The sequence below is a fragment of the Acinetobacter equi genome (assembly GCF_001307195.1).
GTDB classification, from domain to species: Bacteria; Pseudomonadota; Gammaproteobacteria; order Pseudomonadales; family Moraxellaceae; genus Acinetobacter; species Acinetobacter equi.
Window position 1 is genome coordinate 1,051,129 of sequence record NZ_CP012808.1, and the last position, 26,246, is coordinate 1,077,374.

The 26,246-nt window shown below is 34.7% G+C and carries 19 protein-coding genes; 10 read left to right on the plus strand and 9 right to left on the minus strand.

Annotated elements, in window-relative coordinates; translation table 11 throughout:
- Positions 1 to 157: 157 nt before the first annotated feature.
- Both AOY20_RS04880 and AOY20_RS04885 read left to right on the plus strand, forming a co-directional pair.
- Positions 158 to 1,465 (plus strand): CitMHS family transporter, encoded by a 1,308-nt coding sequence (locus AOY20_RS04880; RefSeq protein ID WP_054580821.1) that lies wholly within the window; start codon positions 158 to 160, stop codon positions 1,463 to 1,465.
- Between the two features lie 109 nt (positions 1,466 to 1,574).
- Positions 1,575 to 2,087, plus strand: a complete 513-nt coding sequence (locus AOY20_RS04885; RefSeq protein ID WP_054580822.1) for a metal-dependent hydrolase — start codon at positions 1,575 to 1,577, stop codon at positions 2,085 to 2,087.
- 21 nt (positions 2,088 to 2,108) lie between these two features.
- Here the strand turns inward: AOY20_RS04885 and AOY20_RS04890 are convergent, their stop codons facing one another.
- The 3 genes from AOY20_RS04890 to msuE form a co-directional block, all read right to left on the minus strand.
- Positions 2,109 to 2,726 carry a riboflavin synthase gene (locus AOY20_RS04890; protein WP_054580823.1) on the minus strand — a complete coding sequence of 206 codons (618 nt, stop codon included), beginning with the start codon at positions 2,724 to 2,726 and terminating at the stop codon, positions 2,109 to 2,111.
- A gap of 158 nt (positions 2,727 to 2,884) precedes the next feature.
- Complete coding sequence (sfnG, locus tag AOY20_RS04895; RefSeq protein ID WP_054580824.1) at positions 2,885 to 3,985, minus strand: dimethylsulfone monooxygenase SfnG; 1,101 nt, start codon at positions 3,983 to 3,985, stop codon at positions 2,885 to 2,887.
- Positions 3,986 to 4,014: 29 nt separating this feature from the next.
- On the minus strand, positions 4,015 to 4,746 hold the full coding sequence (gene msuE, locus AOY20_RS04900) for an FMN reductase (protein WP_054580825.1): 732 nt from the start codon (positions 4,744 to 4,746) through the stop codon (positions 4,015 to 4,017).
- Between the two features lie 376 nt (positions 4,747 to 5,122).
- On the opposite strand from msuE, the gene AOY20_RS04905 reads away from it, so the two are divergent.
- Positions 5,123 to 5,773 (plus strand): response regulator, encoded by a 651-nt coding sequence (locus tag AOY20_RS04905; protein ID WP_054580826.1) that lies wholly within the window; start codon positions 5,123 to 5,125, stop codon positions 5,771 to 5,773.
- A gap of 91 nt (positions 5,774 to 5,864) precedes the next feature.
- Here the strand turns inward: AOY20_RS04905 and AOY20_RS04910 are convergent, their stop codons facing one another.
- Entirely contained in the window at positions 5,865 to 6,632 is a 768-nt protein-coding gene (locus AOY20_RS04910; RefSeq protein ID WP_054580827.1) for a hypothetical protein, read from the minus strand.
- A gap of 395 nt (positions 6,633 to 7,027) precedes the next feature.
- Positions 7,028 to 10,519: a hybrid sensor histidine kinase/response regulator gene (locus tag AOY20_RS04915; protein WP_054580828.1), complete on the minus strand. Its 3,492-nt coding sequence runs from the start codon at positions 10,517 to 10,519 to the stop codon at positions 7,028 to 7,030.
- Between the two features lie 189 nt (positions 10,520 to 10,708).
- Between AOY20_RS04915 and AOY20_RS04920 the strand changes: the two genes are divergently transcribed.
- From AOY20_RS04920 to AOY20_RS04930, 3 genes are all read left to right on the plus strand, one after another.
- Positions 10,709 to 11,041 (plus strand): DUF485 domain-containing protein, encoded by a 333-nt coding sequence (locus AOY20_RS04920; protein WP_054580829.1) that lies wholly within the window; start codon positions 10,709 to 10,711, stop codon positions 11,039 to 11,041.
- A 1-nt stretch (position 11,042) separates the two neighbouring features.
- Positions 11,043 to 12,752, plus strand: coding sequence for a cation acetate symporter (locus AOY20_RS04925; protein WP_054582543.1), 1,710 nt, complete (start codon positions 11,043 to 11,045; stop codon positions 12,750 to 12,752).
- Positions 12,753 to 13,024: 272 nt separating this feature from the next.
- Positions 13,025 to 14,998 carry a BCCT family transporter gene (locus tag AOY20_RS04930; protein WP_054580830.1) on the plus strand — a complete coding sequence of 658 codons (1,974 nt, stop codon included), beginning with the start codon at positions 13,025 to 13,027 and terminating at the stop codon, positions 14,996 to 14,998.
- Positions 14,999 to 15,051: 53 nt separating this feature from the next.
- On the opposite strand, the gene omp33-36 is transcribed toward AOY20_RS04930, so the two are convergent.
- Positions 15,052 to 15,942, minus strand: a complete 891-nt coding sequence (gene omp33-36, locus AOY20_RS04935; RefSeq protein WP_054580831.1) for a porin Omp33-36 — start codon at positions 15,940 to 15,942, stop codon at positions 15,052 to 15,054.
- A 1,009-nt stretch (positions 15,943 to 16,951) separates the two neighbouring features.
- On the opposite strand from omp33-36, the gene AOY20_RS04940 reads away from it, so the two are divergent.
- On the plus strand, positions 16,952 to 18,604 hold the full coding sequence (locus AOY20_RS04940; protein ID WP_227510365.1) for a GGDEF domain-containing protein: 1,653 nt from the start codon (positions 16,952 to 16,954) through the stop codon (positions 18,602 to 18,604).
- Positions 18,605 to 18,693: 89 nt separating this feature from the next.
- Here the strand turns inward: AOY20_RS04940 and uvrA are convergent, their stop codons facing one another.
- Together uvrA and AOY20_RS04950 are read right to left on the minus strand one after the other, a co-directional pair.
- The gene (gene uvrA, locus AOY20_RS04945) at positions 18,694 to 21,525 is read right to left on the minus strand and encodes an excinuclease ABC subunit UvrA (protein WP_054580833.1); all 2,832 of its coding nucleotides are present in this window, start codon (positions 21,523 to 21,525) and stop codon (positions 18,694 to 18,696) included.
- A 184-nt stretch (positions 21,526 to 21,709) separates the two neighbouring features.
- Positions 21,710 to 22,093, minus strand: coding sequence for a hypothetical protein (locus AOY20_RS04950; protein WP_054580834.1), 384 nt, complete (start codon positions 22,091 to 22,093; stop codon positions 21,710 to 21,712).
- A 121-nt stretch (positions 22,094 to 22,214) separates the two neighbouring features.
- On the opposite strand from AOY20_RS04950, the gene AOY20_RS04955 reads away from it, so the two are divergent.
- Positions 22,215 to 22,565, plus strand: coding sequence for a GlpM family protein (locus tag AOY20_RS04955; RefSeq protein ID WP_054580835.1), 351 nt, complete (start codon positions 22,215 to 22,217; stop codon positions 22,563 to 22,565).
- Positions 22,566 to 22,632: 67 nt separating this feature from the next.
- On the opposite strand, the gene tenA is transcribed toward AOY20_RS04955, so the two are convergent.
- A complete protein-coding gene (gene tenA / locus AOY20_RS04960) occupies positions 22,633 to 23,304 on the minus strand; it encodes a thiaminase II (RefSeq protein WP_054580836.1) in 672 nt (223 codons plus the stop codon).
- A 332-nt stretch (positions 23,305 to 23,636) separates the two neighbouring features.
- Between tenA and AOY20_RS04965 the strand changes: the two genes are divergently transcribed.
- Entirely contained in the window at positions 23,637 to 24,716 is a 1,080-nt protein-coding gene (locus tag AOY20_RS04965; RefSeq protein ID WP_054580837.1) for a DUF475 domain-containing protein, read from the plus strand.
- Positions 24,717 to 24,874: 158 nt separating this feature from the next.
- Positions 24,875 to 26,239: an MFS transporter gene (locus tag AOY20_RS04970; RefSeq protein ID WP_054580838.1), complete on the plus strand. Its 1,365-nt coding sequence runs from the start codon at positions 24,875 to 24,877 to the stop codon at positions 26,237 to 26,239.
- Positions 26,240 to 26,246 lie beyond the last annotated feature (7 nt).

The window sequence follows — 26,246 nt, forward strand, 5'->3', positions numbered from 1 at the left end:
CAAAAATCAAACGATATAGTCAAATAAAAAATAGAAATATATTTTAGTATCAATAAGGTGATAATTTGATAAATAAATCACACTTTAATGGAATGTATATTTAACATTATTTCAATGATGAAGTGTATAAAACGAATCTAATGATAAGGAGTTTCTAATGCTAACAGTGATTGGAATCCTAATAATTGTCACCATTGTGACGCTATTGATGGCAGGTAAAGTGAATCCAATCTTAGCGATGTCTATTATTCCGCTTATTGGTGCTTTTATTGCCGGCTTTACACCCTCTGAAATTTCAGGTTTTTTTGAGGCAGGAATTACTAAAGTAACAAAAGTTGCAGTCATGTTTTTATTTGCAATTTTGTTTTTTAGTATTCTCAAAGAGTTACATGTTTTTGATCCACTTATTAAAAGAATGGTCACCTTAACTGGTGGAAATGTTATTGTTGTCGCCGTTGTAACGGCAATTATTGCAGGGCTTGTTCACTTAGATGGTTCAGGTGCAGCCACTTTTTTAATTATTATTCCAGCATTATTACCTCTCTATCGTCAATTAGGTATGAGTCCATACTTGATGTTGCTTTTAATGGCAGGAAGTATGGGGATTATGAATATGGTGCCGTGGGGCGGACCGTTAGGGCGAGCTTCTGCTGTTACGGGAATTGATGCGTCAACTTTATGGCAAAGTATTATTCCTGTGCAGATTATTGGTATGCTCGGAATGGTTGTTTTTGCAGTCATTATGGGGATGAGAGAAAAACGCCGTATTGCAGCAGCTCATCTTGTAGGTACAACTCCTTTTGAAAAAGATTGTTTAATTACAGACTTTCCAGAAGAAAATAATGAAAATGTAAAACCTAAGAATTTCTGGATTAATATTGCCTTAATTGTAATTGCAATTATTTGTTTGGCATTTGGTTTATTTTCAGCACCTTATGTCTTTATGATTGCATTATCTTTAGTTTTATTCCTTAATTTCCCGAATCCTAAAGAACGTATGCAAGCGATTAGTCGACATGCACCGCAAGCACTTTCGATGGTCGCAATTATTTTTGCAGCAGGTGCATTCTTAGGCATTATGTCTGAGTCAGGAATGCTTAAATCAATTGCTGTTGATTTAATTTATATTTTGCCAACAACATGGGTTGGTAGTTTACATATTTTTGTTGGAATATTAGGTGTTCCAATGGATTTGTTTACAAGTACAGATGCATATTATTTTGCATTACTTCCAATTGTTCAAGAAGTTACTGCTACTGCTGGTGTAACACCTGATGCTGTGGTATATGCAATGGCTATTGGTAATAACGCAGGAACATTTGTTAGTCCATTTTCTCCAGCAACATGGCTTGCGATGGGACTTGCTGGCACCGAAATGGGTAAACATCTACGCTATTCATTTGGTTGGATTTGGTTATTTAGTTTCTTCTTATTAGCTATAGGCTATTTACTTGGTCTTTACTAAAAAATTAAGTAATTTTTAAATAAAAAGCCCTTAATTGATTAAGGGCTTTTGCTAAATAATTAAATATAGTTAAAATATTCTTAGAATTAAAACGTAATAGAAGATAAAAATGTTTATTGCCCATTTGCCATCTGGTTATATTTTAGCAAAAGTACTTCAAAAAAAATTTAAAACCCTTCCTATACACTCGCATCTATTTATTACAGTGACAATGCTTGGAGCAATTTTTCCTGATATTGATTTATTTTATTTTTATTTAATTGATGGAAGATCTGTTCACCATCATCAGTATTTTTTACATTGGTTTGCATTTTGGATTCCACTCTTTTTTATTGCGTTCTTTTGCTTTTGGAAATCTAATTTTCAATCAAAATGGGCTGCTTTAGCGAGTACATTCTTTTTAGCAGCATTACTGCATGTTTTTTTAGATACATTTGTGGGTGATGTTTGGTTACTTGCACCATTTGTGATGGAGCCTTTCGCATTTTTTGAAGTAAGTGCACGTTACCAACCTTGGTGGCTAAACTTTATTTTTCATTGGTCATTTGCTGTTGAATTAGTGATTTGTATGTGGGCTTTAATTATATTTATAAAAGAGTGTAAATCTAAAAGTCTTAGTTAAAAGACTTTTAGACTATAGCCTTTATTTGTGTTGATGTATATTTTCTAAAGTATCAACTAGAGTTCGTGTCATTTGATCAATTTCATAATTTACTTGATCATTAACTTGAATATTTTTCCATGTGGTTAAGCGCAGTGTTTCTGGAATTAAGTCGATTGAAATTTCATTTTTTTCTCTGTCAACGCGGTTAACAGTCAAGCTACATCCATTTAGACCAATAAAACCTTTTAAGAAAAAATATTTGATATTGCCATCAGGTATTTCTAAATCTATATGTAGGGTTTCGCCATGTCGTTCTAAAGAATTAACCTTTGCAGTTCCTTCAATATGTCCATATAAATTATGACCACCATTTTCAGCTCCAACTTTGGCAGAGCGTTCAATATTGACATCATCTCCTACTTTTAAAAATTTAAGCGTAGTTAAGTCGAGGGTGAGGTTAGAGACATCAAAATGAACTTGATTTGCTGTGTTGTCAATTTTAGTGACAGTTAAACAAGTTCCATTAATTGAAACACTTGCTCCAATAAAAACGTCATTGAAAAATTGTTGATGATTTGAAAGGACTAAGCTAATGAAGCCATCTCCTTTTTGAATATCAATAATTTTTTCTAAGCCTTGAACAATGCCTGTGTACATGTATTTGTTCCTAATTCATTTTACTTTGAGCTTAGAATGATTCTAGCGACTTTTTTAATGAAATTTAAAAAATAGTGAAATGATGAATAGCAATAAAAAATCCCCCGAGCCGAGCCTCAGAGGAAAACTGAAAAAACTTATTATTTTTATAATGAAAGTTAAGCCGATTTATCTTGAAGAATTTGCTTTTGTTCCTCTTCAAGTTGGCGAACTAAAGGAAGCACTTTTTCTCCAAAATATTCAACTTCTTCAATGAAATGTAAGAAACCAGATAAAATAAGATCGACCCCAACATTTTTGAGTTCAAGAATACGTTCAGCAATTTGTTGTGGTGTACCAATTAAATTCGTGCGAAAGCCATCGTTATATTGCACTAAATCTTCAAATGTAGATTTTGCCCAGTTACCTTCACCTTCGTTGCTTGCGGCACCAGCTTCACGTGTTGCACCATGAAATGCATTGACTGCATCTTTATCTGCATGATCAATAATATCTTGTAGAACAGCTTTAGCTTCTTCCTCAGTATCACGAGCGATGATGAACGCATTTACACCAATTTTAACGTGATGATGATTGGCTTTTGCTTTTTCACGAATATCATCAATTTGTTTTTTGATTTCAGTTGGTGTATTCCCATTGGTGAAGTACCAGTCGGAAACGCGAGATGCCATATCACGTGCCGCACGAGAACTGCCACCTTGGAAAATTTCAATATGTGGTTTTTGAACAGGTTTTGGTCTCAATGTATAATCTTTAAATTGATAATATTTCCCATCAAAAGTGAAATTATCTTGAGTCCAAACACCTTTTAATGAACGAATAAATTCTTCCGAGCGAGCATAACGTTCATCATGTTCTGGCCATGTTTCACCAATGGCATCAAATTCACCACGGAACCAACCGCTCACAACATTAATTGCAATTCGCCCATTTGTTAAATGATCAATAGTTGCAAGTTGTTTCGCTGCCAAAGCAGGTTTCCAAGGACCAGGAAGAATTGCAGCAATAACCTTAAGCTTTTCAGTTTTTGCAAGAATGCCATGACTGAAGCTTACGGATTCATGTTGATTGTCAGCACCATAACCTGCCGTAAAACGGATTTGTGTAAGCGCATATTCAAATCCGCTTTTCTCAGCAGCTTGAGCTAAACGAACATTATATTCGTAACTCCAATCGGTTCGTTGTTTAACTTTACTCACAACTAAACCACCACTGACATTTGGAACCCAATAAGCAAATGTAATTTGGTGAGATGACATCTTCCTGATCCTCTTAATTTTTATGTGAATTAAGCAACTTGTGTTTTTGGTTTTTTATGATGTAGGCGAGCTTCTGCTGCATCTAGACTTGGAACTGCGGCAGAAGGTAAAACTTCTTCCTGTTCAATTTGTTTATTAATTCCAAGGTTTTGACTCGCTTGTTGAGATTTTTCTTTAATCACTTCTGCACGTTGTCCTTTTGCAGGTGCCCATTCTAAAATTGGCAATGCTCGAGCAACTGCTAAAGTGATACGAGCACGTAATAATTCACTATGAATTGTGTATTCAGGTGTGAAATCACGATCTGTTGCATAAACACCAATTGGTAAAGTTTGCGCTTGGAAGAAGCTGAACAATGGACGTAATTGATGTTCAAGTACCAATGCATGACGGTCACTACCACCTGAAGCTGCAAGTAATACAGGGACGTCAACAAGAGCAGTTTGTTCTACGAAATCGAAGAAATGTTTAAATAATCCAGTGAATGATGCACGGTAAACTGGTGTGCCAACAATAAGTGCATCAGCAGCCTCAACAGCAGCTAAATCATCTTGTACACGTTGTGGCAATTGATTGCGATAAATTGCACCACCCAGTAGGGGACCAATTTCACTGAATTTAATAAAATGCACATTAATAGGTGTTGCTTCACCTAGCTCATTAATAATCGCTTGAACAAGTGCTTCAGTTTTTGATGGATTATTTAAGCCACCAGAAACAGCTACAATATTTAATGGTTTTTGTTGATGAATATTAGACATTGTGAAACCTAAAAGTTATATCGCTCGGAATGCCTTTTATTAATCAATAAGTGATTATGACTGTAAAATAACGAATAAAAGATTAGTTATCATATTTTTAGATATATCTGAATTTAGGGATTAAATGTATGGTTTGTTATAAGTAAATTATTGAAATTTATGTTTATATTAAATTTTGGATAATAATTCTTATATATGAATAAATTTTATAATAAAAAGTGATTAGATATGTAAAATTTATAAAATACATAAAAAAAATGTGTATTTTTTATATAAACCTTAAATTTTATTCAAAAAATATGCTTAATTCCGTATCCTTAAACCTAGTTGTGTGGTTAGAATAGGGTAATTGTGCTCAAGATCTCTCACGTTACTTATGAATATCTTAATCGTTGATGATCATCCATTATTTCGTCATGCTCTCATTCAAGCTGTGCGTTATAGTTTGCCTCAGGCTCAAATTCATGAAACTGCAGCAGTTAATGAATTCTATGAACGTTTAGAAAAGGGTCCTGAGCCTGATTTGGTTTTATTAGATTTAAATTTACCTGGTGCTTCAGGTTTTTCTGCTTTAGTTCACGTACGCGCACAATATCCTTCTATTCCTATTATTGTCGTTTCTGCGCATGAAGAATCAACAATTATTCACCGTGCAATTGCGCATGGAGCAATGGGATATATCCCGAAATCAGCTCATCCAAGTCACATTGGTGAGGCAATTCGTCAGGTCTTGGAAGGTGATATTTGGTTACCACCAAATTTACCAGCCAATATGAGTTTTGACCCACGTGCAGCTGATGAAACTGCATTGGCTGAACGTATTCAATCTTTGACACCACAGCAATTTAGAGTATTAATGATGGTTGCTGAAGGTTTATTGAATAAACAGATTGCTTATGAGTTGGATGTTTCTGAGGCGACGATTAAAGCTCATGTAACGGCTATTTTCCGTAAACTTGGTGTACAAAATCGTACACAAGCGGTATTAGCAATTAATGCTTTAAATATTGAAGAAAAGAAAATGTAATAAATGGCTTATTCATAAGTTATTTTGAAAATAAAAGGTCTTCGTGTGAAGACCTTTTTCATATATATTCCGTTCTAAATAAAATAATTTTTTAAGCGAGACAATCTTGTTTGGGAATTAATTCATTACAAAATAAAGGATTTAAGGCAGATTGTAATTCATCAATTTGTTCTTCAGTGACATACCCTAAACTTTTTAGATATTCAGCAACACGATCATCTCTTAAGCTAAGAAAGGTTGCATCATATACTTCTAGATCTACGAAAAGTGCAGCTGTTTCTAAACAGTTAAAACGATCTAAATAGACAATATTATCAAACATTAAAAAAATATGATCGTGATCTGATTTTGGATCTACATTTAGGCGTTCAGCAAGCATAAGTGGTGAAGTTTTTATAAATAAAAGATCTGAAAGTTCATCAAATAGTGTTGTATCTAATACCCATTGATTGGTTTTAATTCTACCAAGCCATGCTTTAAAGACTAGAACAGCACCACCTCGTAAAAGCATACTCCATATTTGATGTCGAGTTTCTTCATCTAGACATTCAGATTCATTTTCTAAGGTTTGAATTAATTTTTCTTCTTGTTCTGATAGCTTGTCGAATAAGCTCAGTTCTTGTGGTTGATATGCTGTTGGCATAAAAACATCAAATTTAAGTTCCTTAAAAACTTGTAGTGCTAAAGGAACTGCTACTTTATATAACGTATCTAATGCTTTGATATGTGTTTCTGATAGAAGATTATGAGCAAATAGTTTTTGCCAATATATTTCAGGTAATAATGAGGTTTCACCATATTTACGATGAATTTTTTGATTTTGACTTTTATTTTGCTGCAAAACTTCTGCATGGTTCATTAGATATTGCCTCTAAAATAGGAGTAAGCAGTTTTATAGAAAATTACACAAAATAGATTTGAGTAAATTGATCTACAATATTTAACTTTTATGATCTTTAGGCATGACATCCGATATAGAACTAAAGTTGAATACAATCATAAAATTATATTTTAAATTATTAAAATCAATCACTTGTTAAGTTGTAACTAAGTGTACATGTGTACACTCAAAATTTTGTAAGCTATTGCCACTGAAAAAAATGATATGAGGCTTTTTGTCAATTATTCAGTAAATTAAGTTTAAGTTTTGGTATCTTTTGTAGATGAAGAGAAAATAAATGCTAATAATGTCTTCTTCAATGTAAAAAGCCTCTAAAAAAATATTTTTTAGAGGCTTCTAAATGTAACAAAAATTTAAGCAGAATTAATTTTTAATCCAGATAACCATGATCTTAATGATGCTGGTTTCAATGGTTTTTTCAATAAAATAATATTTAGATCTTTTAGCTTTTGTGGTAATTCGGGATCGGAGTCTGCTGTAATAAGCGCAACAGCAACATGTTCCTGACGATACTGTAAAATAAAATCCAAACCAACTTTATTATTATTTAAATGCTGATCAACGAGCCAAACTTGAATATTTTCAGTTTGTATAATTTCAGCCGCTTGTTCTGGTTCAGTAGCTTTAAAAACTTGATAGCCCCATTTTGTAAGTAATGTCGTCATACCTTCAAGAATGGCTTCATCATTATCTAGGCATAGGATTTTGTACGCTTTCGATTTGAGAGGTGTTGTTTGAACAGGTGTTGCAACAATTTTTGGCGCATCTACAGTTGGGACTTCAATCATGAAGCATGAGCCTTTACCATATTCCGAATAAACATGAACAGGGTAATCTAACATACTGGTCATACGATGTACGATTGCTAAGCCTAAACCTAAGCCTTGCTCACCCCAAGGGGATGTATGGCCACAACGTTCAAACTCTTGGAATAATTTAATACGTTGTTCTTCTGCAATACCTGGACCTGTATCCCAAACACCAATACGGATATGATTTGGACGTTCTGCTGAACGGAGTATGCCAACAACAACACGACCTTTTGCGGTATAACGAAGAGCATTGCTCACAAAGTTTTGAATAATACGTCGAATCCATTGAGGATCTGTATCAATCCAAAATTGTGCATCGTGAACGCTAAAACGGATACTACGTTGTGACGCGATAGATTTAAATTGAAGTTCTAAATCACTAAGTAAATCATGTAGTAGATAAGATTGACGTTTAGGCTGAATCGTTCCTCCTTCTAAACGAGCAATATCTAATAATGCTGAAAGCATACTTTCTGCACCATGTAGGGCACGATCTAACTGTTGTAATGTAAGACGATCTTCATCTGATTGAATACTTTGTTCTAATGCGGTACTGAACAAACGGGCAGCATGCATGGGTTGAAGTAAGTCATGACTCGCTGCTGCAATAAATCGACTTTTCGACATATTGGCTTTATCTGCTTGCTCACGTGCTAATTGTTGCTCAGCTAAAGCATTTGCCAATTGTTGAGTACGATCTTGTACACGTGCTTCTAATACAGCTTCATTTTCACGGAATGCCGTAATATCAGCAAAGGTTGTTACAAAGCCGCCACCTTCAATTGGATTTCCTCGCATTTGAATAACACGACCATCTTTACGAATACGTTCAAACTCGTGTGCACTACCGACTTTCATCCAATGAATACGTTTACGGACATGTTCTTCAATAGAACCTGGACCACATTCTCCACGCTCTGCGTTATAGCGAATTAAATCTGAAATTGGACAACCGACATAGACAATATCTTTAGGATAATCAAAAAGTTTTAAATATTGATTATTCCAAGCCACTAAGCACATGTTTTCATCAACCACACTCACACCTTGAGTCATATGGTCAATCATGGTCATAATTAAGTTTTGATTAAAACGTTGCCATTGTGATGCTTGGTCTAAAATATTAGCGACTTGTCCAAGTGCCAAACCATTATTGACCATTGCTGTGGTTAATAAGGTACGAGCAGATGCAGCACCAATCGTACCTGCTAAATATTGTTCGGTGAATCGCCACCACATACCATTAGCATTGCTATTTTCATTGAGTACGACATTATTTTGTGCACAGAATTGTTGGAAGGCTCGAATCGTTGGTTCTTCACCCGTAATACGTTTTGCTAATGTAATTAAATCTGCAACTTTTAAGCGAGCGACATCATGATGTAAATAACTGACTTCATTATTGGTTGATTGTGATGGTAATGGTTTTGTTTCGTAGTAGAAAAAGCTTTCTGCTTGAATTTGTTCTGCAACACTTGGGCGGAAAATATGGGATATCCAAATAAATAAAATAATATTTAAACCTAATGACCATACAACACCATGAGTCAGTGGAGCGAGAGATTCAAAGCCTAATAATGCTTCTGGTCTTAACCATGCAAGATCGAATGGACCGAAGTTTAAAAAATCGTGAGCGAAACTTTGGAACTCTGGAGCTAGGCTTTTTAAAACAGTAGGTAGTAATAAAGTGTAAGCCCACATTATAAAGCCGACGATTAAACCTGCATAAACACCTTGTTTACTTCCGCCTCGCCAATACAAGCCACCAATAAGAGCAGGGGAGAATTGTGCAACTGCACTAAAAGCGAGTAAACCAAATACTGAAAGTTGATTAATATCATTAAAGAAATGGAAGAATAAAAAGCCCAATAGCATGACAGCTAAAATACAAATGCGTCGAGTAAATTTTAGAACGAGAGGAAGACGTTTATCATGTCTTGAAAATACGCCAAACTTCCATAAAGCAGGCATAATCAGGTCATTACTCAGCATGATAGAAAGTGCAACAGATGAAACTAAAAGCATTCCTGTAGATGCTGAAAAACCGCCTAGAAATGCCAATAAAGTTAACCAATCTTGGTTATAGCTTAATGGCAAAGACAGAACAGCCACATCTGGAATAGCAAGATATGCAGGTGCAGCGTGTAGTGCCCAACTTGCAATTGGAATAATCGCAATAATGGTTAAAATTAAATAAATTGCGAACCATCTTCTTGCACCACGAATATGCTTTTCATCTCTTAATTCAACAACTGCAACGTGGAATTGGCGTGGTAAACAAATAATAGCTAAACCAGCAAGTAAGGTTTGAATCCAAAATGTTTCGGGAACACCATAAGTTTGAATATTGCTAAATGTATTTGATATATCTTGGCTTATGAGAGAAATATTTTCAGGAGAATCAAAAATAAAAAATGCAGCGACACAAAGTAAAGCGAATAATTTCACAAAAGATTCAAATGCTACGGCAAGCATTAAACCGCCATGTTGTTCTGTATTGGCAATTTGTCTTGTACCAAAAATCATGGCTAAAATTGCCAAAATACCGGTTAAAAATAAAACGCTATTTGTAGTATCTGTTATTCCCGAAGAGGGTTCTAAAATTACATTTGCGCTTAAAGCAATGGCTCTAAGTTGTAAGGCTAAATAAGGAATAATCGCAATAACGGCAAGAATAGTAACTAAGGAGGCAAGCATGCCACTTTTGCCATAACGTGCGGCAATAAAATCTGCAATTGATGAAATAGCATGATGCTGTCGTACACGACCTAAACGTCGCCAAATATCGTAACCGAGTGCAACGAACAGTAAGGGACCTAAATAAATAGGTAAAAATATGATGCCTTCTCGGACAGCAGCACCTGTTGCGCCATAAAATGTCCATGATGAGCAATAGACACCTAAGGTCAGGCTAAAGAGAAACATACGCCCACGTGTACTTAATCGACTTGCATGTTTTTCGCCAAAAAAAGCACAAATAAAAAGTAACGCGATATAAAGCGCGAGAACTCCAATAATTAGCCAACCGTTCATATTGCCCACAACACAATAATTTTATTGAACATCATACTCTATTCGTGAACTGTACAGTTTAAATTGCTCATTTTTTAACGACCAAAGTCTAAATTACAACCACTACAGAACCTTGTTACTTTTACCTATGACAATACGAATTAGAAAATTACACGTATCTAGAGATTAGATACCTTAAGGAGAGAAATTATGGATGACTCAAAAGTAAATCAGATTTTACAAAATCCAAAGTTTAAAGAAATGGTCCGTCAAAAAAGTATTTTAAGTTGGACATTAACCATCATTATGTTAGTGGTTTATGTTGGATTCATGCTTTTAGTCGGCTATAACAAAGAATTTTTATTATCTTCAATTTCTGGAGGTGTGACCACTTGGGGCATACCTTTAGGCTTGGGCATTATTGTTTTATCATTTGTTTTATGTGGAGTTTATTCGTATATCGCAAATAATAAATTAGATCCATTGAATAAAGATGCAGTACGTGAAGTTGAAGCGATTACTCATGAAAAAGGATCAAATTAATATGAAATGGAATTCATTGAAAGCACTTACTGCAACTGCGGTTATCATGCCAGGATTGGCATTTGCTGGTCCAGATTTGGGAGCTGCTGAACAGCAAGCAACAAACTGGTCTGCCATTATTATGTTCCTTATTTTTGTAGGCGCAACATTATTTATTACGAAATGGGCAGCAAAGCAAACCACAAATACAAAGGACTTTTATACCGCTGGTGGTGGAATTTCGGGTTTCCAAAATGGTTTAGCGATTGCCGGTGACTATATGTCAGCTGCTTCGTTCCTTGGTATTTCTGCCATGGTCTTTTTATCTGGTTTTGATGGCTTACTTTATTCTTTAGGATTTATGGTTGGCTGGCCAATTGTATTATTCTTAATTGCTGAACGTTTACGTAATCTTGGTAAATATAATTTATCCGATGTTGTGTCTTTCCGTCTGTCTGAAAAACCTGTGCGTACTTTAGCAGCATTAAGCTCTTTGGTTGTTGTAGCATTTTATCTTATTGCACAAATGGTCGGAGCTGGGCAGTTAATTAAATTACTATTTGGTTTAAACTATAATGTTGCAGTTGTTATTGTGGGTATTCTCATGATGGCATATGTAATGTTTGGTGGGATGTTAGCAACTACTTGGGTCCAAATTATTAAAGCTGTTATGTTGCTTTCAGGTGCAACATTCATGGCATTTATGGTAATGAAGGGCGTTGGTTTTAGCTTTACTAATATGTTTGAACAAGCAATACAAGTATTCTCTAAAGTTCATGATGTTTCATTAGCCGATGCAGCTAACATTATGGGACCTGGAAGTTTGGCATCTAATCCAATTGATGCGATTTCACTTGGTTTAGCACTTATGTTTGGTACAGCAGGCTTACCACATATCTTAATGCGTTTCTTTACTGTAAAAGATGCAAAAGAAGCACGTAAGTCAGTGGTTGTGGCGACTGGATTCATTGGTTATTTCTACTTATTAACGTTTATTATTGGTTTTGGTGCGATTCTATTTGTATCAAACAATCCACAATTCTTAGATGTTGCAAAAATGGCGATCACAGGCAAATTAGAGCTTGTTGGTGGTAATAACATGGCTGCTGTTCACCTTGCTGATGCAGTAGGTGGCGACTTATTCATGGGCTTCATCTCAGCAGTTGCTTTCGCTACAATTCTTGCTGTTGTTGCTGGCTTGACATTATCTGGTGCATCTGCAATTTCACATGACTTATATGCAAACGTATTTAAGAAAGGTAAAACGACACCTGAATCTGAATTACGTATGTCTAAAATTGCAACTTTAGGTTTAGCAATCTTTGCAATGATTTTAGGTATTCTTTTCGAGAAACAAAACGTTGCATTTATGGTTGGTTTAGCATTCTCTGTTGCAGCATGTGCAAACTTCCCAGTGTTAGTTCTATCTATGTATTGGAAAGGTCTAACGACACGTGGTGCTGTGATAGGTGGAGTTGTTGGTTTGGTTACAGCAGTCACATTAATTGTATTATCTAAAGCAGTTTGGGTAGATACATTAGGTATTTCTGATAAGCCAATTAATCCATTCAATGGACCTGCAATTTTTGCAATGCCGTTATCTTTCATCTGTTGCTGGTTATTCTCTATAACGGATAATTCTGCGCAAGCACAAGCAGAGCGTAAAGCATTTGATGCACAGTTTGTTCGCTCACAAACAGGTATGGGAATCTCAGGTGCTTCGGATCACTAAAATAATTTAAAAATAAAAAAGCCTCTTTTATAGAGGCTTTTTTATTTGTAGAGTTGTTTTGATTTTATTTTTATCTAATCAGCTAAATTGATTAAAAATATAAATCTATATTTGTTACGATAATATAACAATTACATAACAGTCTTATTTTTAATAATTAATTATAATTGTCGATGTATTTTTTATATTTTCTTACATTTTGCTTTCACATCTAGTATGTGTCTCTAGCCTATACGGCAAATCTTTTAAATAAAATCGAACATGGGGGAACTATGCCTTCCAGTAAAACACCTTGGTATTCTAATGTGAATCCAAATGTTTTTTTAAGCACAGTCATTATTATTGGGATCTTTATTGCAATTGTATTATTTGCACCAAATGCATTTGATTTAATTACAAAACAGTTAAATCATTGGGTCACAGACTCGTTCAGTTGGTTCTATGTTTTATCTGTTGCAATATTTTTAATTCTACTGATTTATATCGCACTATCAGAAATGGGCAAAGTAAAACTTGGTCCAGATCATAGTCAACCTACTTATGGAAATGCATCTTGGTTTGCGATGCTTTTTACCACAGGTATGGGAATTGGCTTGATGTTTTTTGGTATTGCAGAACCTGTAATGCATTATATTTCACCACCGACAGGTGAGCCAGAAACCATTCAAGCTGCTCAATTGGCTATGCAAGTCACATTCTTCCATTGGGGATTTCATGCTTGGGCTATTTATACCATTGTTGGTTTGTCATTGGCATATTTTGCTTATAGACATAATTTACCTCTAAAAATTCGTTCAGCTTTATATCCTATTATTGGTAAAAGAATTTATGGTCCTATTGGTGATAGTGTTGATACTTTTGCCACAATCGGAACAATATTTGGTATAGCAACAACGCTTGGTTTTGGTGTTACACAAATTAATTCTGGTTTACATCATTTATTTAATATTGAACATTCATCAACAACACAATTAATCTTAATTGTTGTGGTAACTGCTTTAGCATCTTTATCTGTTGTGCTAGGTTTAGATAAAGGGATTAAACGGCTATCTGAATTAAATTTATTACTCGCATTATTTCTATTGTTATTTGTATTTTTTGCAGGACCAACAATTTATTTATTACAAACGACAGTCCAAAATACAGGGCAATATGTTTCTAATCTATTTAATATGACCTTTAATCTATATGCATATCAGCCAAGTGGTTGGATTGGTGGCTGGACGATTATGTATTGGGCATGGTGGATTTCATGGTCTCCATTTGTTGGTTTGTTTATTGCTCGTGTTTCACAAGGGCGTACTATTCGTGAATTCATTGTTGGTGTGTTGTTAATTCCAACAGGTTTTACCTTAATTTGGATGGGATTCATGGGAAATGCTGCATTAAGTAGCATTCTGAATGATGGTAATACTTTACTTGTTGCAGCCGTTCAAAAAGATTCATCTATGGCTCTTTTTGAGTTTTTAAATACATTGCCTTTTTCCGGCATAATGAGTTTTATAGCAACATTATTAGTTGCTCTATTTTTTGTGACTTCTGCTGATTCTGGTGCATTAGTTACAGATTATTTAACATCAAAAAAAGAAGGTTCTCCAACATGGCAAAGACTATTTTGGGCAATTATGATGGCAGCATTGGCAAGTATTCTATTGTTAGCAGGTGGTTTACAAGCACTGCAATCAGCGACAATTTTAAGTGCATTACCATTTACATTTATTATGTTGCTCATGTGTTGGGGATTAGTGAAAGCACTTCGTTTAGATGTAACAAAAATGCAGGCACTTAAACTTGCTCGTATTACACCAAGGGCGATTCAGCAGCCTAGAAGTTGGCAACAACGTTTAGGATTAATTATGCATTATCCACATGGTAAAGCAGAAATTGATGACTATATACAAATAACAGTTGCTCAAGCTTTTGAAAAAGTGAAACGTGAATTCAAGAGAAGACATCTAGATGTCGAAATTGAACAAGTGGAGAATGGTCTTAAGTTGAAAGTCGATCATGTTGATGAAATTAAATTTGTTTATCAAGTAATTGCGACAGCGACAATTCCACCAAGCTTTATGGCAGATGCTGAGCAGACAGAAGAACCTGATTATTATCAAGCTGAAGTTTTCTTAAAAGAGGGCGGTCAGGGCTATGATGTGATGGATTGGACAATAGAAGATTTACTTCAAGATATTATTGACCAATATGAGCGTCATTTACACTTCTTAAGTTTAGTACGGGCATCTGAGTAAAAATAAAAAGGACGCATAAGCGTCCTTTTTTATAGTTCTAATTTTAGAAAAAATTAGAAACGGTATTTAGCATTTAAGCCAACAGTTTGAGTATCTGGATTGCTACCTAAAGCATTAGTGCTTGTATATTTAGCAGTTACAGATAAATCATCAGTAACGAAGTAGTTTACGTTAGCTGACCAAATTGTTTGGTTGTCGTTAGGCATATCTGCGCTAGTTTCAGCATAAGATGCACCAACACTTAACTTAGGAGTGAAGTAAAGGTCTGATTTTAAAGTGTAAGCAGTGTTTTCACCATAAATTAAACCAGCTTCAAAGCCAAGAGCCATGTTTGTACCGTCGATTGCACCAACATATTTAGCACGTGCAGTAGCAACGTCTTTTTTGTCGCCAATTGTTGCACGATCAAAACCAGCTTTAGCAACGCCGTCTTCAAGAATATCAAAAGCATCGTAAGTAGCTTGTGCTTTGTCAGCTACACGAGTGTAACCAGCAGCGATTAAGAAGTTAGGAGCAATCATTGCACCAACTTCAACAGCATAACGATCACCATTGTTGTCGTTTACGCCATTTTTATTATCTTGGTATGTATGGTTATATGCAGCACTTGCATACACAGGAACTAAAGAAGTTGGTACATATGCTTCAGCTTTAGCACCGAAAGTTTGTGAATTGAATTTCACATCGCTTACGCTGCTTGAGTATTTACCATAGTTATATGCAAGAGCAACATTTGAAGCTTGGTTCATGAAAGCAGCTTCAGCTAAAGGGCCTTTTTTAGAATCAACATTGCTTAAGTAGTAAGTACCTTGAACAGCACCTGTAAATTTATTATGCGCGTTTTCAGTTTCGATTTGCTCTGATTGACCTTCAACTTGGAATTGATAAGCTTGAGCACCGGTCATCGCTAATAACAAAGCAGTGGCTAAACCGAGTTTTTTCATAGAAAGCACCAATATAATTAGTTTAAAAATAACGTTATACGCGCTGATTATTCTATTGTAACAAATCATTTAGTCAATGATTGTTCAAGAATTAGATAGTGGGTTTTTTACTAAAAATGCGCTAGAGACGTTGATGGTTTGTAATAAAAAATATTAAAAATCATATTGATATATTGTTTTTTCATATTTTATAAGAAAGATAATCATGATTATATAAATTGAAATTTACAATAAGCTGAATAAGATATTGAATTTTAAATTGTGATAATAATCACATATTATTTTATAATTTTTACAAAGTTAGATGAATTTATTATTTTTAAGCGTGATTAATAAGCAATTTTTTTATAAAAAAGTAAAAATAAGAGAATATATGATTAAAAAACATACAAAAGGGATACTTTACATATATATGTATTTATCACATAATTTATTCAATAAAACCAAGTGAAATGTTTGGTTTTATTGAGTTTATAGTTTTTATCCACCCAACTTCCCCAAGGTTGGGTTTTTTTATATTTTGTTTATTTTTGCACTAAATTGGTGCTTTAATTTATTGGAGATATAATTAATAGGCAAAAAAAATCCTGATTTCGTTAGAAATCAGGATTTTTTCGCCAAAATTTGCGGGTAAACTGTAAAATCTGCTGAGAATTTTATTTATTCGCCCTAATAAGGTGCATTATGCACTTATTTGTTGCACTTGTAAATAAGGATATATATTGCTTTTATAAAAAAGATAAATAATTTTATATATTAATCTTATTTTGATTTATTTAACGGTATTTGTTAAATGTGTGATTTGTTTTGCTTAAATTTGTATATTTTGTTGATAAAAAACATGAAATATCTAAAATAATTGAAAAAATTGTGTTTAAATTAAGCACTAATTAAGTTGAATAACTGAAAAAAGTTGTGATTACAAAAGAGCCTTCTTTATTGTCGAGACAAATATTTAATGAAGTATAATTTGCATTCTGAGCATATTAAGCAGAGGCTTTTTTGGTCGATGGTTATTATCATAGGCTCAATTTTCTTCATTTCTGTTCCACTTACTTTAAGTAGCTATAAACAATATCAAGAATCTAAGAATGCATTGGCTGAAATCTCGATTTTAAAAAATTTAACGGATTTATCTAATTTAATTTCTCGAGAAAGAGCACCAACAAATAATGCAATGTCTAGTAGCCAACAAACATTACCTAAGACTATGTTAGAGTTACAGAAAAGTCGTATTCAATTAGATAAAAAGATAGATGAAACTATACAGATTTTAAATCAGAATAATTATTCTAAATTAGCTGATCAGTTGGAATATGATCTAAAAGTAAAATTAAAAAATGCTCGCGAAACTGTAGATCATTATATTGAATCGCCACCAACACAAAGATCAACAAAACAATTTGATTATGCCATTCAGCAGATGTACATCGCTTGGGGAGCTATTCGACAAGTTTTAGAAAACTTTATGATGAATTCGACAGGTAAAACATCTGAACTTTCAAATTATTATACGATCATTTTATTATTAACAGATTTAAGAGATCAGGCAGGGCGAGTCGCTTCAAATATTATTGCACCATTAACGTATCGTGAAAAAATGCCAGATGAAAATATTGCACGATCTTTACAAACACAGCATCAAGCGAATTATTTATGGAATTTAATTAATACACTCCAACCAGAGGAACTTAAAACTGAGCAATATTTACATTTACATAGACAAGTAAAAGAAAAATTTATAGATAAAAGTTTACCCATTGTTGAACAATTAATTTCTGACAGTGAGCAAGGTGTACCATATTCTTTTACAGCAATAGAGTTGACCAATACATTAATTGATAAATACGCAACAGTTGTGCGATTACAAGCATACATTATTAATAATTGTATTCCTCATGTTCAAAATGAAAACAATAAAATGTTTAGACAATTTATTTTGTCGATAGTCGTTTCATTGATTTCATTAATTACGGCATTGTTTACATTAATTTATGCAAGGGATCGAATTTTTGTTCCCTTAATTGAGGCGCGTCAGAAAATTTTGATGTTAGCGAGTAAAAATAATGATGGTCAACATGCAGAATATAATGACACTTCTATTTCATTATTTGAAGCAATTCAACGATTGCATAGTCGCTTACAGCAAAGAGATATTTTAGAGTTTCAATTACACAACATTGCAAATACAGATGCATTAACTGGGGTATCAAATCGTTTAGCATTAGAACAGTATGTAAAACTTTTAGATAGTCATACTGAAAAGTTACAACATACTGGTCTCATTATTTTAGATATTGATGACTTTAAAAAGGTGAATGATAGTTATGGTCACATTATAGGTGATCAAGTAATTCAGTTTGTGGCGAATAAATTAAAGTCCAATTTAAGAACATCTGACGTAATTGTGCGTTATGGTGGTGATGAGTTTATTATTATTTTAGATTCAATTGATGCTAAAGATACTGTTATTGTTGCAGATAAGATTCGTCTTGATATTTCAGAAAGTGAGTTTGTCATTCCTGAAACAGGAAAACGATTACAAATATCAGTCAGTGCTGGAGTTGCTGTGGGTGCAACAACATGGAAAGAGTTATTTGACAGAGCGGATAAATCTTTATTTAAAGTTAAAGTGAAAGGTAAAAATGCGGTTTCTGAATAGTGCTAAATGTATGTTTAAATAATTCAGGATGAAAAAATCCCTCTTTTAAATGAGGGATTTTTTTTAATGTGAATGATAAAAAAGTATATTTATTTCAACATTGGTTTTAAGAATTTAGCTGTATGTGAAATTTTAGATTTCGCAACTTCTTCAGGTGTTCCTTCTGCAATAATTTGACCACCACCAGCACCACCTTCGGGACCTAAATCTACAATCCAATCGGCAGTTTTAATGACGTCTAAATTATGTTCAATTACAACAATGGTATTACCTTTATTGCGTAATTCATGAAGGATATCTAGAAGCTTTGCAATATCGTGGAAATGTAGACCCGTTGTAGGTTCATCAAGTACGTATAAAGTTTTACCAGTATCTCGTTTTGCAAGCTCACGAGCAAGTTTGACACGTTGAGCCTCACCACCAGATAAAGTTGTTGCTGATTGACCTAGACGAATATAACCCAAGCCAACCTGATTTAATGTATCTAAACGACGGTGAATGACAGGAATAGCATCGAAGAAATGCATAGCATCTTCAACGGTCATTTCTAAAACGTCAGAAATATTGTGACCTTTATAATTAATTTCTAAAGTTTCACGATTATAACGTTTGCCATGACACGCATCGCAAGGAACGTACATGTCAGGTAGGAAGTGCATGGCAACTTTAATCATACCATCACCTTCGCAGGCTTCACATCGACCACCTTTCACGTTAAATGAGAAGCGACCCGCGGTATAACCACGACCTTTCGCTTCTTGTGTCTGTGCAAATAATTCTCGAATAGGTGTAAACAAACCTGTATATGTTGCAGGGTTTGAGCGAGGTGTACGTCCAATAGGGCTTTGGTCAATATCAACAACTTTATCTAAAAACTGTAAGCCATCAATTGAATCAAATTTTTCAGCTGTTAATGTTGTTGCACCATTGAGCTGAGTTGCAGCTAAGGGAAGTAAGGTACGGTTAATGAGCGTAGATTTTCCTGAACCAGAAACACCTGTTACACAGGTCATAATACCTAGAGGAATGGTGAGATCAACATTTTTTAAGTTATGACCAGCAGCACCCATTAGCTTAATTTGTTCATCTGGTTTTGGTGGTTGAGTACGTTGTTTCGGTACTTCAATTTTTTTCTTACCTGAAAGATATTGTCCTGTTAATGAATTTTCATTTGCAGCTAATTCATCGTAGGTTCCTTCAGCAATGACATGACCACCGTGAATTCCTGCCCCAGGACCAATATCAATAATATGATCGGCTGCACGAATAGCATCTTCATCATGTTCAACGACTAAAACGGTATTTCCTAAGTCACGTAAACGTACTAGTGTTTCAAGTAAACGATCATTATCACGTTGATGTAAACCAATAGAAGGCTCATCAAGGACATACATAACGCCCATTAAGCCTGCACCAATTTGTGATGCAAGGCGAATACGCTGCGCTTCACCACCAGAAAGTGTTTCTGCAGAACGAGAAAGGCTTAAATAATTTAAACCCACAGAAACCAAGAAGTGCAGACGTTCACGAATTTCTTTAAAAATTTTATCGGCAATTTCGCCTTTAGCGCCTGTTAAATTGAGCGTTTGATAATAATCTTCAGCATCACCAATCGACATTTTTGTGATTTCTGAAATGGTTTTATCTTGAACTTTTACATTACGAGAAATTTCATTTAATCGTGAACCACCGCAGGCATCACAAGCTGCGTTTGATAAATATTGAGATAAATCATCTCGAACATAATTACTTTCTGTTTCACGATAACGACGCTCTAAATGTGGCAAAATTCCTTCAAAAGCTTGTACACGATTATGACGACGGCCACGTTCATCAATATAACTTAAATCAATTTTTTCTTTGCCAGTACCATAAAGAAATTTCTTTTGGGTATCGGCATCAAGTTCATTCCATGGTGTATCTAGTGAAAAACCGAAATGTTCTGCAACTTTTTGAATCATTGAATAATAATAAGGACGTTGTCTGTCCCAACCACGAATAGCACCTTGGCTAATAGATACTTCACGATTTGGAATGAGTTTATCGGCACTAAAATGGCTACGTGTTCCTAAACCATCACAAACAGGGCAGGCACCAAATGGATTATTAAATGAAAATAAACGAGGTTCTAGTTCGGCAACTGCTCGATCACATTGAGGACAAGAGTGTTTTGCTGAAAATACACGATCTGGATTTTCATCATTCATCCAAGAAAGGATTGCAATATCACTACCTAAACGAAGTGCAGTTTCAAAAGATTCTGCAATACGGTTGCCTAAATCATCACGAACTTTAAAACGGTCAACGACAACTTCAATGGTGTGCTTTTTCTTTTTGTCCAATTCAGGAATTGGATCAATTTCCATAATTTCGCCATCAACACGTGCGCGTACAAAACCTTGGCTTTGAAGTTGTTCAAAGAGAGCAGTGTACTCGCCCTTACGTTCACGAATTACAGGGGCAAGCAACATGAGTGCTGTACCTTCTTCTAAGGCTTTTACTGCATCAACCATTTCAGTAATGGTTTGTGCAACCATTGGTAAATCATGTTCAGGGCAATATGGCGTACCTACACGTGCATATAAAAGACGTAAGTAGTCATAAATTTCAGTAATTGTTCCAACTGTTGAACGTGGGTTATGACTTGTCGACTTTTGTTCGATGGCAATCGCTGGACTTAAACCTTCAATTGAGTCAACTTCAGGTTTTTCCATTTGGGATAAAAACTGACGTGCATAAGCAGATAGAGATTCTACATAACGACGCTGACCTTCCGCATATAATGTATCGAAGGCAAGGGAAGATTTACCTGAACCAGAAAGTCCCGTGATCACGACAAACTTGTCGCGTGGAATATCGAGGGACACATTTTTTAAGTTATGGGTTCGTGCACCTCGAATACGGATATGACTTTGGCTCATAAATACTTCTCGAAAAGGGATACGTGAAAACGTATATGATAGCGCATGAAAATTGTTCAAGTGTGAATTAAATAATTTAAACGTCAAATTGTGACGGATATTTTTACTTTCGTGTGCTAAGCGAAGAATTAAGCATCATTTAGAACGGCTTTTTTTCTTGAGTATTTAAAAGAAGCCAATGAAATTAAGCAATTTGGCAAAGCCCAGCATAGGGGCGTTCAAAAATAGATTCAATATCTTTAAAATTTTGAGTTTTGGGTGTTAAGGTTTGACTAAATGAGTAGTGAATGACAAGTCTTTCTAGTTGAGATAGAAAAGTCTCATACTCGATTGCAAAGAAAGGAATATCGAGGAAATCAAAATTTACTTTAGGATTGCAGTCATAGTGAGAAATAAATTCAAGCATGAGCTGTTGTATATTGCGATTGGTGAAATATAAAAGATAAGTTACAGCAGAACCACAGTGTAAACATCCTTGATTTAAATAAATTTCTTCATTTTCAAACCAACATTGTCGTAATGTAATCATTGCACGAATAGCTTCAGTACCTTGAGTTTCATTGTTCATGGAGTTATACCTCTTATTTTTTAATTTAATGATAATAATTCTCATTAATATTTATAATAATAAGATAAGGTGAAAATGCAAGTTAAATTTTATAAGATATTTAATTGAATGAAGATGAAAAATGGGAATTGTTTTGGCGTTAATATTTAAGTGTGCTTTAGGAGCGATTGCAGTACTGATCATCGCAATTTTGTCAAAAAGTAAAGCATTCTATATTGCAGGTTTAGTTCCACTTTTCCCGACATTTGCCTTAATTGCACATGTAATTGTGTCTAAAGAGCAGGGAGCAGAAGCATTAAAGCAAACAGCATTATTTGGTTTATGGGCAATCATTCCATATTTTATTTATCTATTTATGGTTTATATTTTAGCAACACGAATGTCTATGTGGTCTTGTTTAAGTCTTGCTACATTCGGCTGGATTATTGCCGCTGCTGGATTAATCTATGGTTGGAATAAATTTTACTTATAAAGGAAAAGACAATTCCCTTCTTAAATGAGTTAAGAAGGGAAACGGAATGATTATGGTTCAAAATGAATTATTCACTTAAGCCCGACCATTGTTTTTGATAATAAGCACTGTCCCAGAATAACCATTCAAGTTCTGCACCACGGGTATATGCTTGATGCATTTTTTCAATGGTATCTGCATCACAGCGTGTAGCAACTTTATCAATTGTCGCAATGACATTATTTACTGCGGTATGAAATTCTTCACCAGAATATGTATCGACCCAAGCTTGATAAGGATTATTGGGTACTGAATTTTCTACAATATCTTTACCAACTTCGGCATAAATCCAAAAACAAGGAAGTAAAGATGCAAGTACAACAGGATAACTCTCAGACCAAGCAGTAGCTGTTAAAAAGCTAGTGTAATGGTGGCAAGCTAAGGTTAATGGCGTATTTTCAAATTGGTCTTTTGAAATACCAAAATTTTTCATAAAGCTATCATGTAAGCTACGTTCTACAACAATAGCAATTTTTGCACCTTCAGAAAATTGAATGACATCATCAGCTTCAAAAGCTTTTGCGGCGCAAACAGCAAGTGCACGACCATATGCTAATAAATAATGAGCATCTTGAATCACATAATGGCAAAAGGCATTTGAATTTAATGTACCTTGAGCAAGTTCTTGATTGAACGGATGTTGTAATGTTTTTTGATAAAGTTCGAGATTTCGTGTCCAAACATCTTGAGAAAAGCTCATTTTTAGTCCCTTGAACAAATGTCTTGATGAAGAGGGTCTCACTATAGCAAGTTAATCGTATACTCATTGTTAAAAATGATAATGACTTAAATAAAATAAGATAAAGGGCTTTGATTAACTTGTATAAAAAGCGTCATAATCACATCACTAAACTTAGTTAATTTTATTTGGGTAAATTTTATGGTGAAGCAAAATTTACTCTAGACCTTTTATGGTTTGAATTTAAACATAATGTTGAAGTACATCTTATTTTCAATATGAATTTACTAAGTTTTTTAAATTTCCAATACGATTGGATCATTTTTTAATTTGCATTTATGTAGGTCGTTGTCATGTTGAAACATTTTGGTTTCTCAATCATCTTCACGATCGTATGTCTCGCAATCTCTGCTTATTGGGGCTTTACGCACGGCCCTGAGGCAGGTTTTCAGGCCATGCTTTCAGCACTCACAGTAACCGCAATTTTAGCCGTTATGGAAGTATCACTTTCTTTTGATAATGCAGTTGTTAATGCCTCAGTATTACGCGGTTGGGATCATTTTTGGCGAATGATTTTCCTTACAGTCGGTATTTTAATTGCCGTTTTTGGTATGCGACTTGTTTTCCCTATTGTGATTGTTGCTGTAACTGCAGATATGGGCATGATGGAAGTCGTGACCATGGCAATTAATGATCCAATCAATTACTCAGAACGTTTAATTGCACATCATGCTGAAATTGCTGCTTTTGGTGGTGCATTCTTATTATTGGTTTGTCTGAATTTCTTTTTAGATAGCGGTAAAGATACGCATTGGTTCCGTTGGTTAGAACGTCGCTTAGCAAATTTAGCCAATGTTCCCGCAATGTCTGTTTTCTTGGCATTAATCGCATTATTAATTATGGCAATGAATGTTGATGAAGCTAAACGTTTAGTTGTGACCATCGCAGGCATTTGGGGAATTGTGATTTATATTGGTGTTCAAGTGCTAAGTCATTTATTGGGTGGTGAGCCTGAAGTTGATGAAGATGGCAATGCAGTAGGACATGATGCAAACGGAGCTCCAACAGGTGTAATTAAAGCAGGTATTGGGGGCTTTATTTACTTAGAAGTCTTAGATGCTTCTTTTAGTTTTGATGGTGTGATTGGTGCTTTTGCCATTACTTCTGATGTTGTCATTATTATGCTTGGTTTAGCAATTGGTGCGATGTTTGTACGTTCAATGACAATTTATTTAGTAGAAAAAGGTACGTTAGATGCATATGTTTATTTAGAGCATGGTGCACATTATGCAATTGGTGCTTTAGCTTTTATTATGTTGGCAAGTGGTACAGGTGTACATGTTCCTGAAGTTGTAACAGGTTTAATTGGTGTGGCGCTTATTGTGTGGGCGATTATTGCTTCAATTCAATATACAAAGAAACAAGCGACATAAAAGAATAATAGTGTCATAAAAAGGTGCAATCAATATTGCACCTTTTTTGTTTTTCAGATCATGATGATCTTTAATTTAAATGAAATACGTATTGGGAAAATTTTTGAATATCTTATAATCTTAACCTCGAAATTAATTAATTTTTTAACTGCCAATTTATGATGAATGCCTTAGAACGTCGCTCAACCTTTGCTTTAAGTAGTATTTTCGCCTTACGCATGTTGGGTTTGTTCATGATTATTCCTGTATTTTCAGTTGCAGGACAATCATATGAATATGCAACGCCAGCTTTAATTGGTTTAGCTGTAGGTGTTTATGGTTTAACGCAGGCAATTTTACAAATTCCTTTTAGCTTGCTTGCAGATCGCTATAGTCGTAAACCATTGGTCGTTCTAGGGCTTATTTTATTTGCACTTGGTGGTGCAATTGCAGCCATGTCAGATACGATTTACGGTGTCATTATTGGGCGAGCAATTGCAGGAGCTGGTGCTGTATCTGCTGTCGTGATGGCTTTGTTGGCCGATGTCACTCGTGAAGAACAACGTACCAAAGCAATGGCAATGATGGGCATGAGTATTGGTCTTTCATTTACTATTGCGTTTAGTTTGGGACCTTGGCTAACAGATTTAGTTGGAATTTCAGGACTTTTTTGGGTAACTACAATTATGGGCTTGATTGCAATTTCAATGTTGCTTCTTGTTCCGAAAGTTACACGACATCATAAAAATTTTAGACAAGGTTATCTTGTTCAGCTTAAACAAGTTTTAAAAATGGGCGATTTAAACCGCTTACATGTATCGGTATTTTCATTACACCTATTATTAACGGCAATGTTTGTTTATATCCCATTTCAATTAATAGAATATGCAAATATTCCATTAGTCAGTCATGGATTAGTTTATTTACCACTATTATTAATTAGTTTGTTTTTTGCATTTCCAAGTATTATTTTAGCTGAAAAATATCGCAAAATGCGTGGTATTTTTCTGACAGCAATTGGTGGAATTATACTCGGATTAATCATCATGATTTTTGGTTATCAATCAAAATATGTCTTGCTTGGTGGGCTTGGTTTATTTTTTATTGCCTTTAATGTCATGGAAGCATTATTACCTTCGTGGTTATCTAAATCTGCACCGATTCAATCAAAAGCAACGGCTATGGGAGTCAATGCAAGTAGTCAGTTTCTAGGTGCATTTTTTGGTGGAGTATTAGGTGGGCAATTATTGCTTCTGAATAATACATCTATCGGTTGGAGTATTTTAACAGCTATTGCTATAATTTGGTTGCTCATTAGTTTTGGGCTTGCACAGCCTCGTTACCTTTCTTCAGTCGTGTTGAGTTTGCCAGCGGGTAAAAAAACAGACGAATGGACTTCTCAACTTTTAGCAATTCGTGGTATTGAAGAAGTCGTGGTGATGCAAGAACAACAAGTTGCTTATATAAAGATCGATAAAAAGCTCATTGATGATAATGTACGACAAGATTTAGCGCACTTGTTGGGGAAAGAGGTAGCCATTTAAGCATAAC

Bases quoted from the DNA above. Each gene is read 5' to 3' on its own strand.
- AOY20_RS04880 (WP_054580821.1), top strand. From the start codon at position 158: ATGCTAACAGTGATTGGAATCCTAATAATTGTCACCATTGTGACGCTA.
- AOY20_RS04885 (WP_054580822.1), top strand. From the start codon at position 1,575: ATGTTTATTGCCCATTTGCCATCTGGTTATATTTTAGCAAAAGTACTT.
- AOY20_RS04890 (WP_054580823.1), bottom strand. From the start codon at position 2,726: ATGTACACAGGCATTGTTCAAGGCTTAGAAAAAATTATTGATATTCAA.
- sfnG (WP_054580824.1), bottom strand. From the start codon at position 3,985: ATGTCATCTCACCAAATTACATTTGCTTATTGGGTTCCAAATGTCAGT.
- msuE (WP_054580825.1), bottom strand. From the start codon at position 4,746: ATGTCTAATATTCATCAACAAAAACCATTAAATATTGTAGCTGTTTCT.
- AOY20_RS04905 (WP_054580826.1), top strand. From the start codon at position 5,123: ATGAATATCTTAATCGTTGATGATCATCCATTATTTCGTCATGCTCTC.
- AOY20_RS04910 (WP_054580827.1), bottom strand. From the start codon at position 6,632: ATGAACCATGCAGAAGTTTTGCAGCAAAATAAAAGTCAAAATCAAAAA.
- AOY20_RS04915 (WP_054580828.1), bottom strand. From the start codon at position 10,519: ATGAACGGTTGGCTAATTATTGGAGTTCTCGCGCTTTATATCGCGTTA.
- AOY20_RS04920 (WP_054580829.1), top strand. From the start codon at position 10,709: ATGGATGACTCAAAAGTAAATCAGATTTTACAAAATCCAAAGTTTAAA.
- AOY20_RS04925 (WP_054582543.1), top strand. From the start codon at position 11,043: ATGAAATGGAATTCATTGAAAGCACTTACTGCAACTGCGGTTATCATG.
- AOY20_RS04930 (WP_054580830.1), top strand. From the start codon at position 13,025: ATGCCTTCCAGTAAAACACCTTGGTATTCTAATGTGAATCCAAATGTT.
- omp33-36 (WP_054580831.1), bottom strand. From the start codon at position 15,942: ATGAAAAAACTCGGTTTAGCCACTGCTTTGTTATTAGCGATGACCGGT.
- AOY20_RS04940 (WP_227510365.1), top strand. From the start codon at position 16,952: ATGGTTATTATCATAGGCTCAATTTTCTTCATTTCTGTTCCACTTACT.
- uvrA (WP_054580833.1), bottom strand. From the start codon at position 21,525: ATGAGCCAAAGTCATATCCGTATTCGAGGTGCACGAACCCATAACTTA.
- AOY20_RS04950 (WP_054580834.1), bottom strand. From the start codon at position 22,093: ATGAACAATGAAACTCAAGGTACTGAAGCTATTCGTGCAATGATTACA.
- AOY20_RS04955 (WP_054580835.1), top strand. From the start codon at position 22,215: ATGGGAATTGTTTTGGCGTTAATATTTAAGTGTGCTTTAGGAGCGATT.
- tenA (WP_054580836.1), bottom strand. From the start codon at position 23,304: ATGAGCTTTTCTCAAGATGTTTGGACACGAAATCTCGAACTTTATCAA.
- AOY20_RS04965 (WP_054580837.1), top strand. From the start codon at position 23,637: ATGTTGAAACATTTTGGTTTCTCAATCATCTTCACGATCGTATGTCTC.
- AOY20_RS04970 (WP_054580838.1), top strand. From the start codon at position 24,875: ATGATGAATGCCTTAGAACGTCGCTCAACCTTTGCTTTAAGTAGTATT.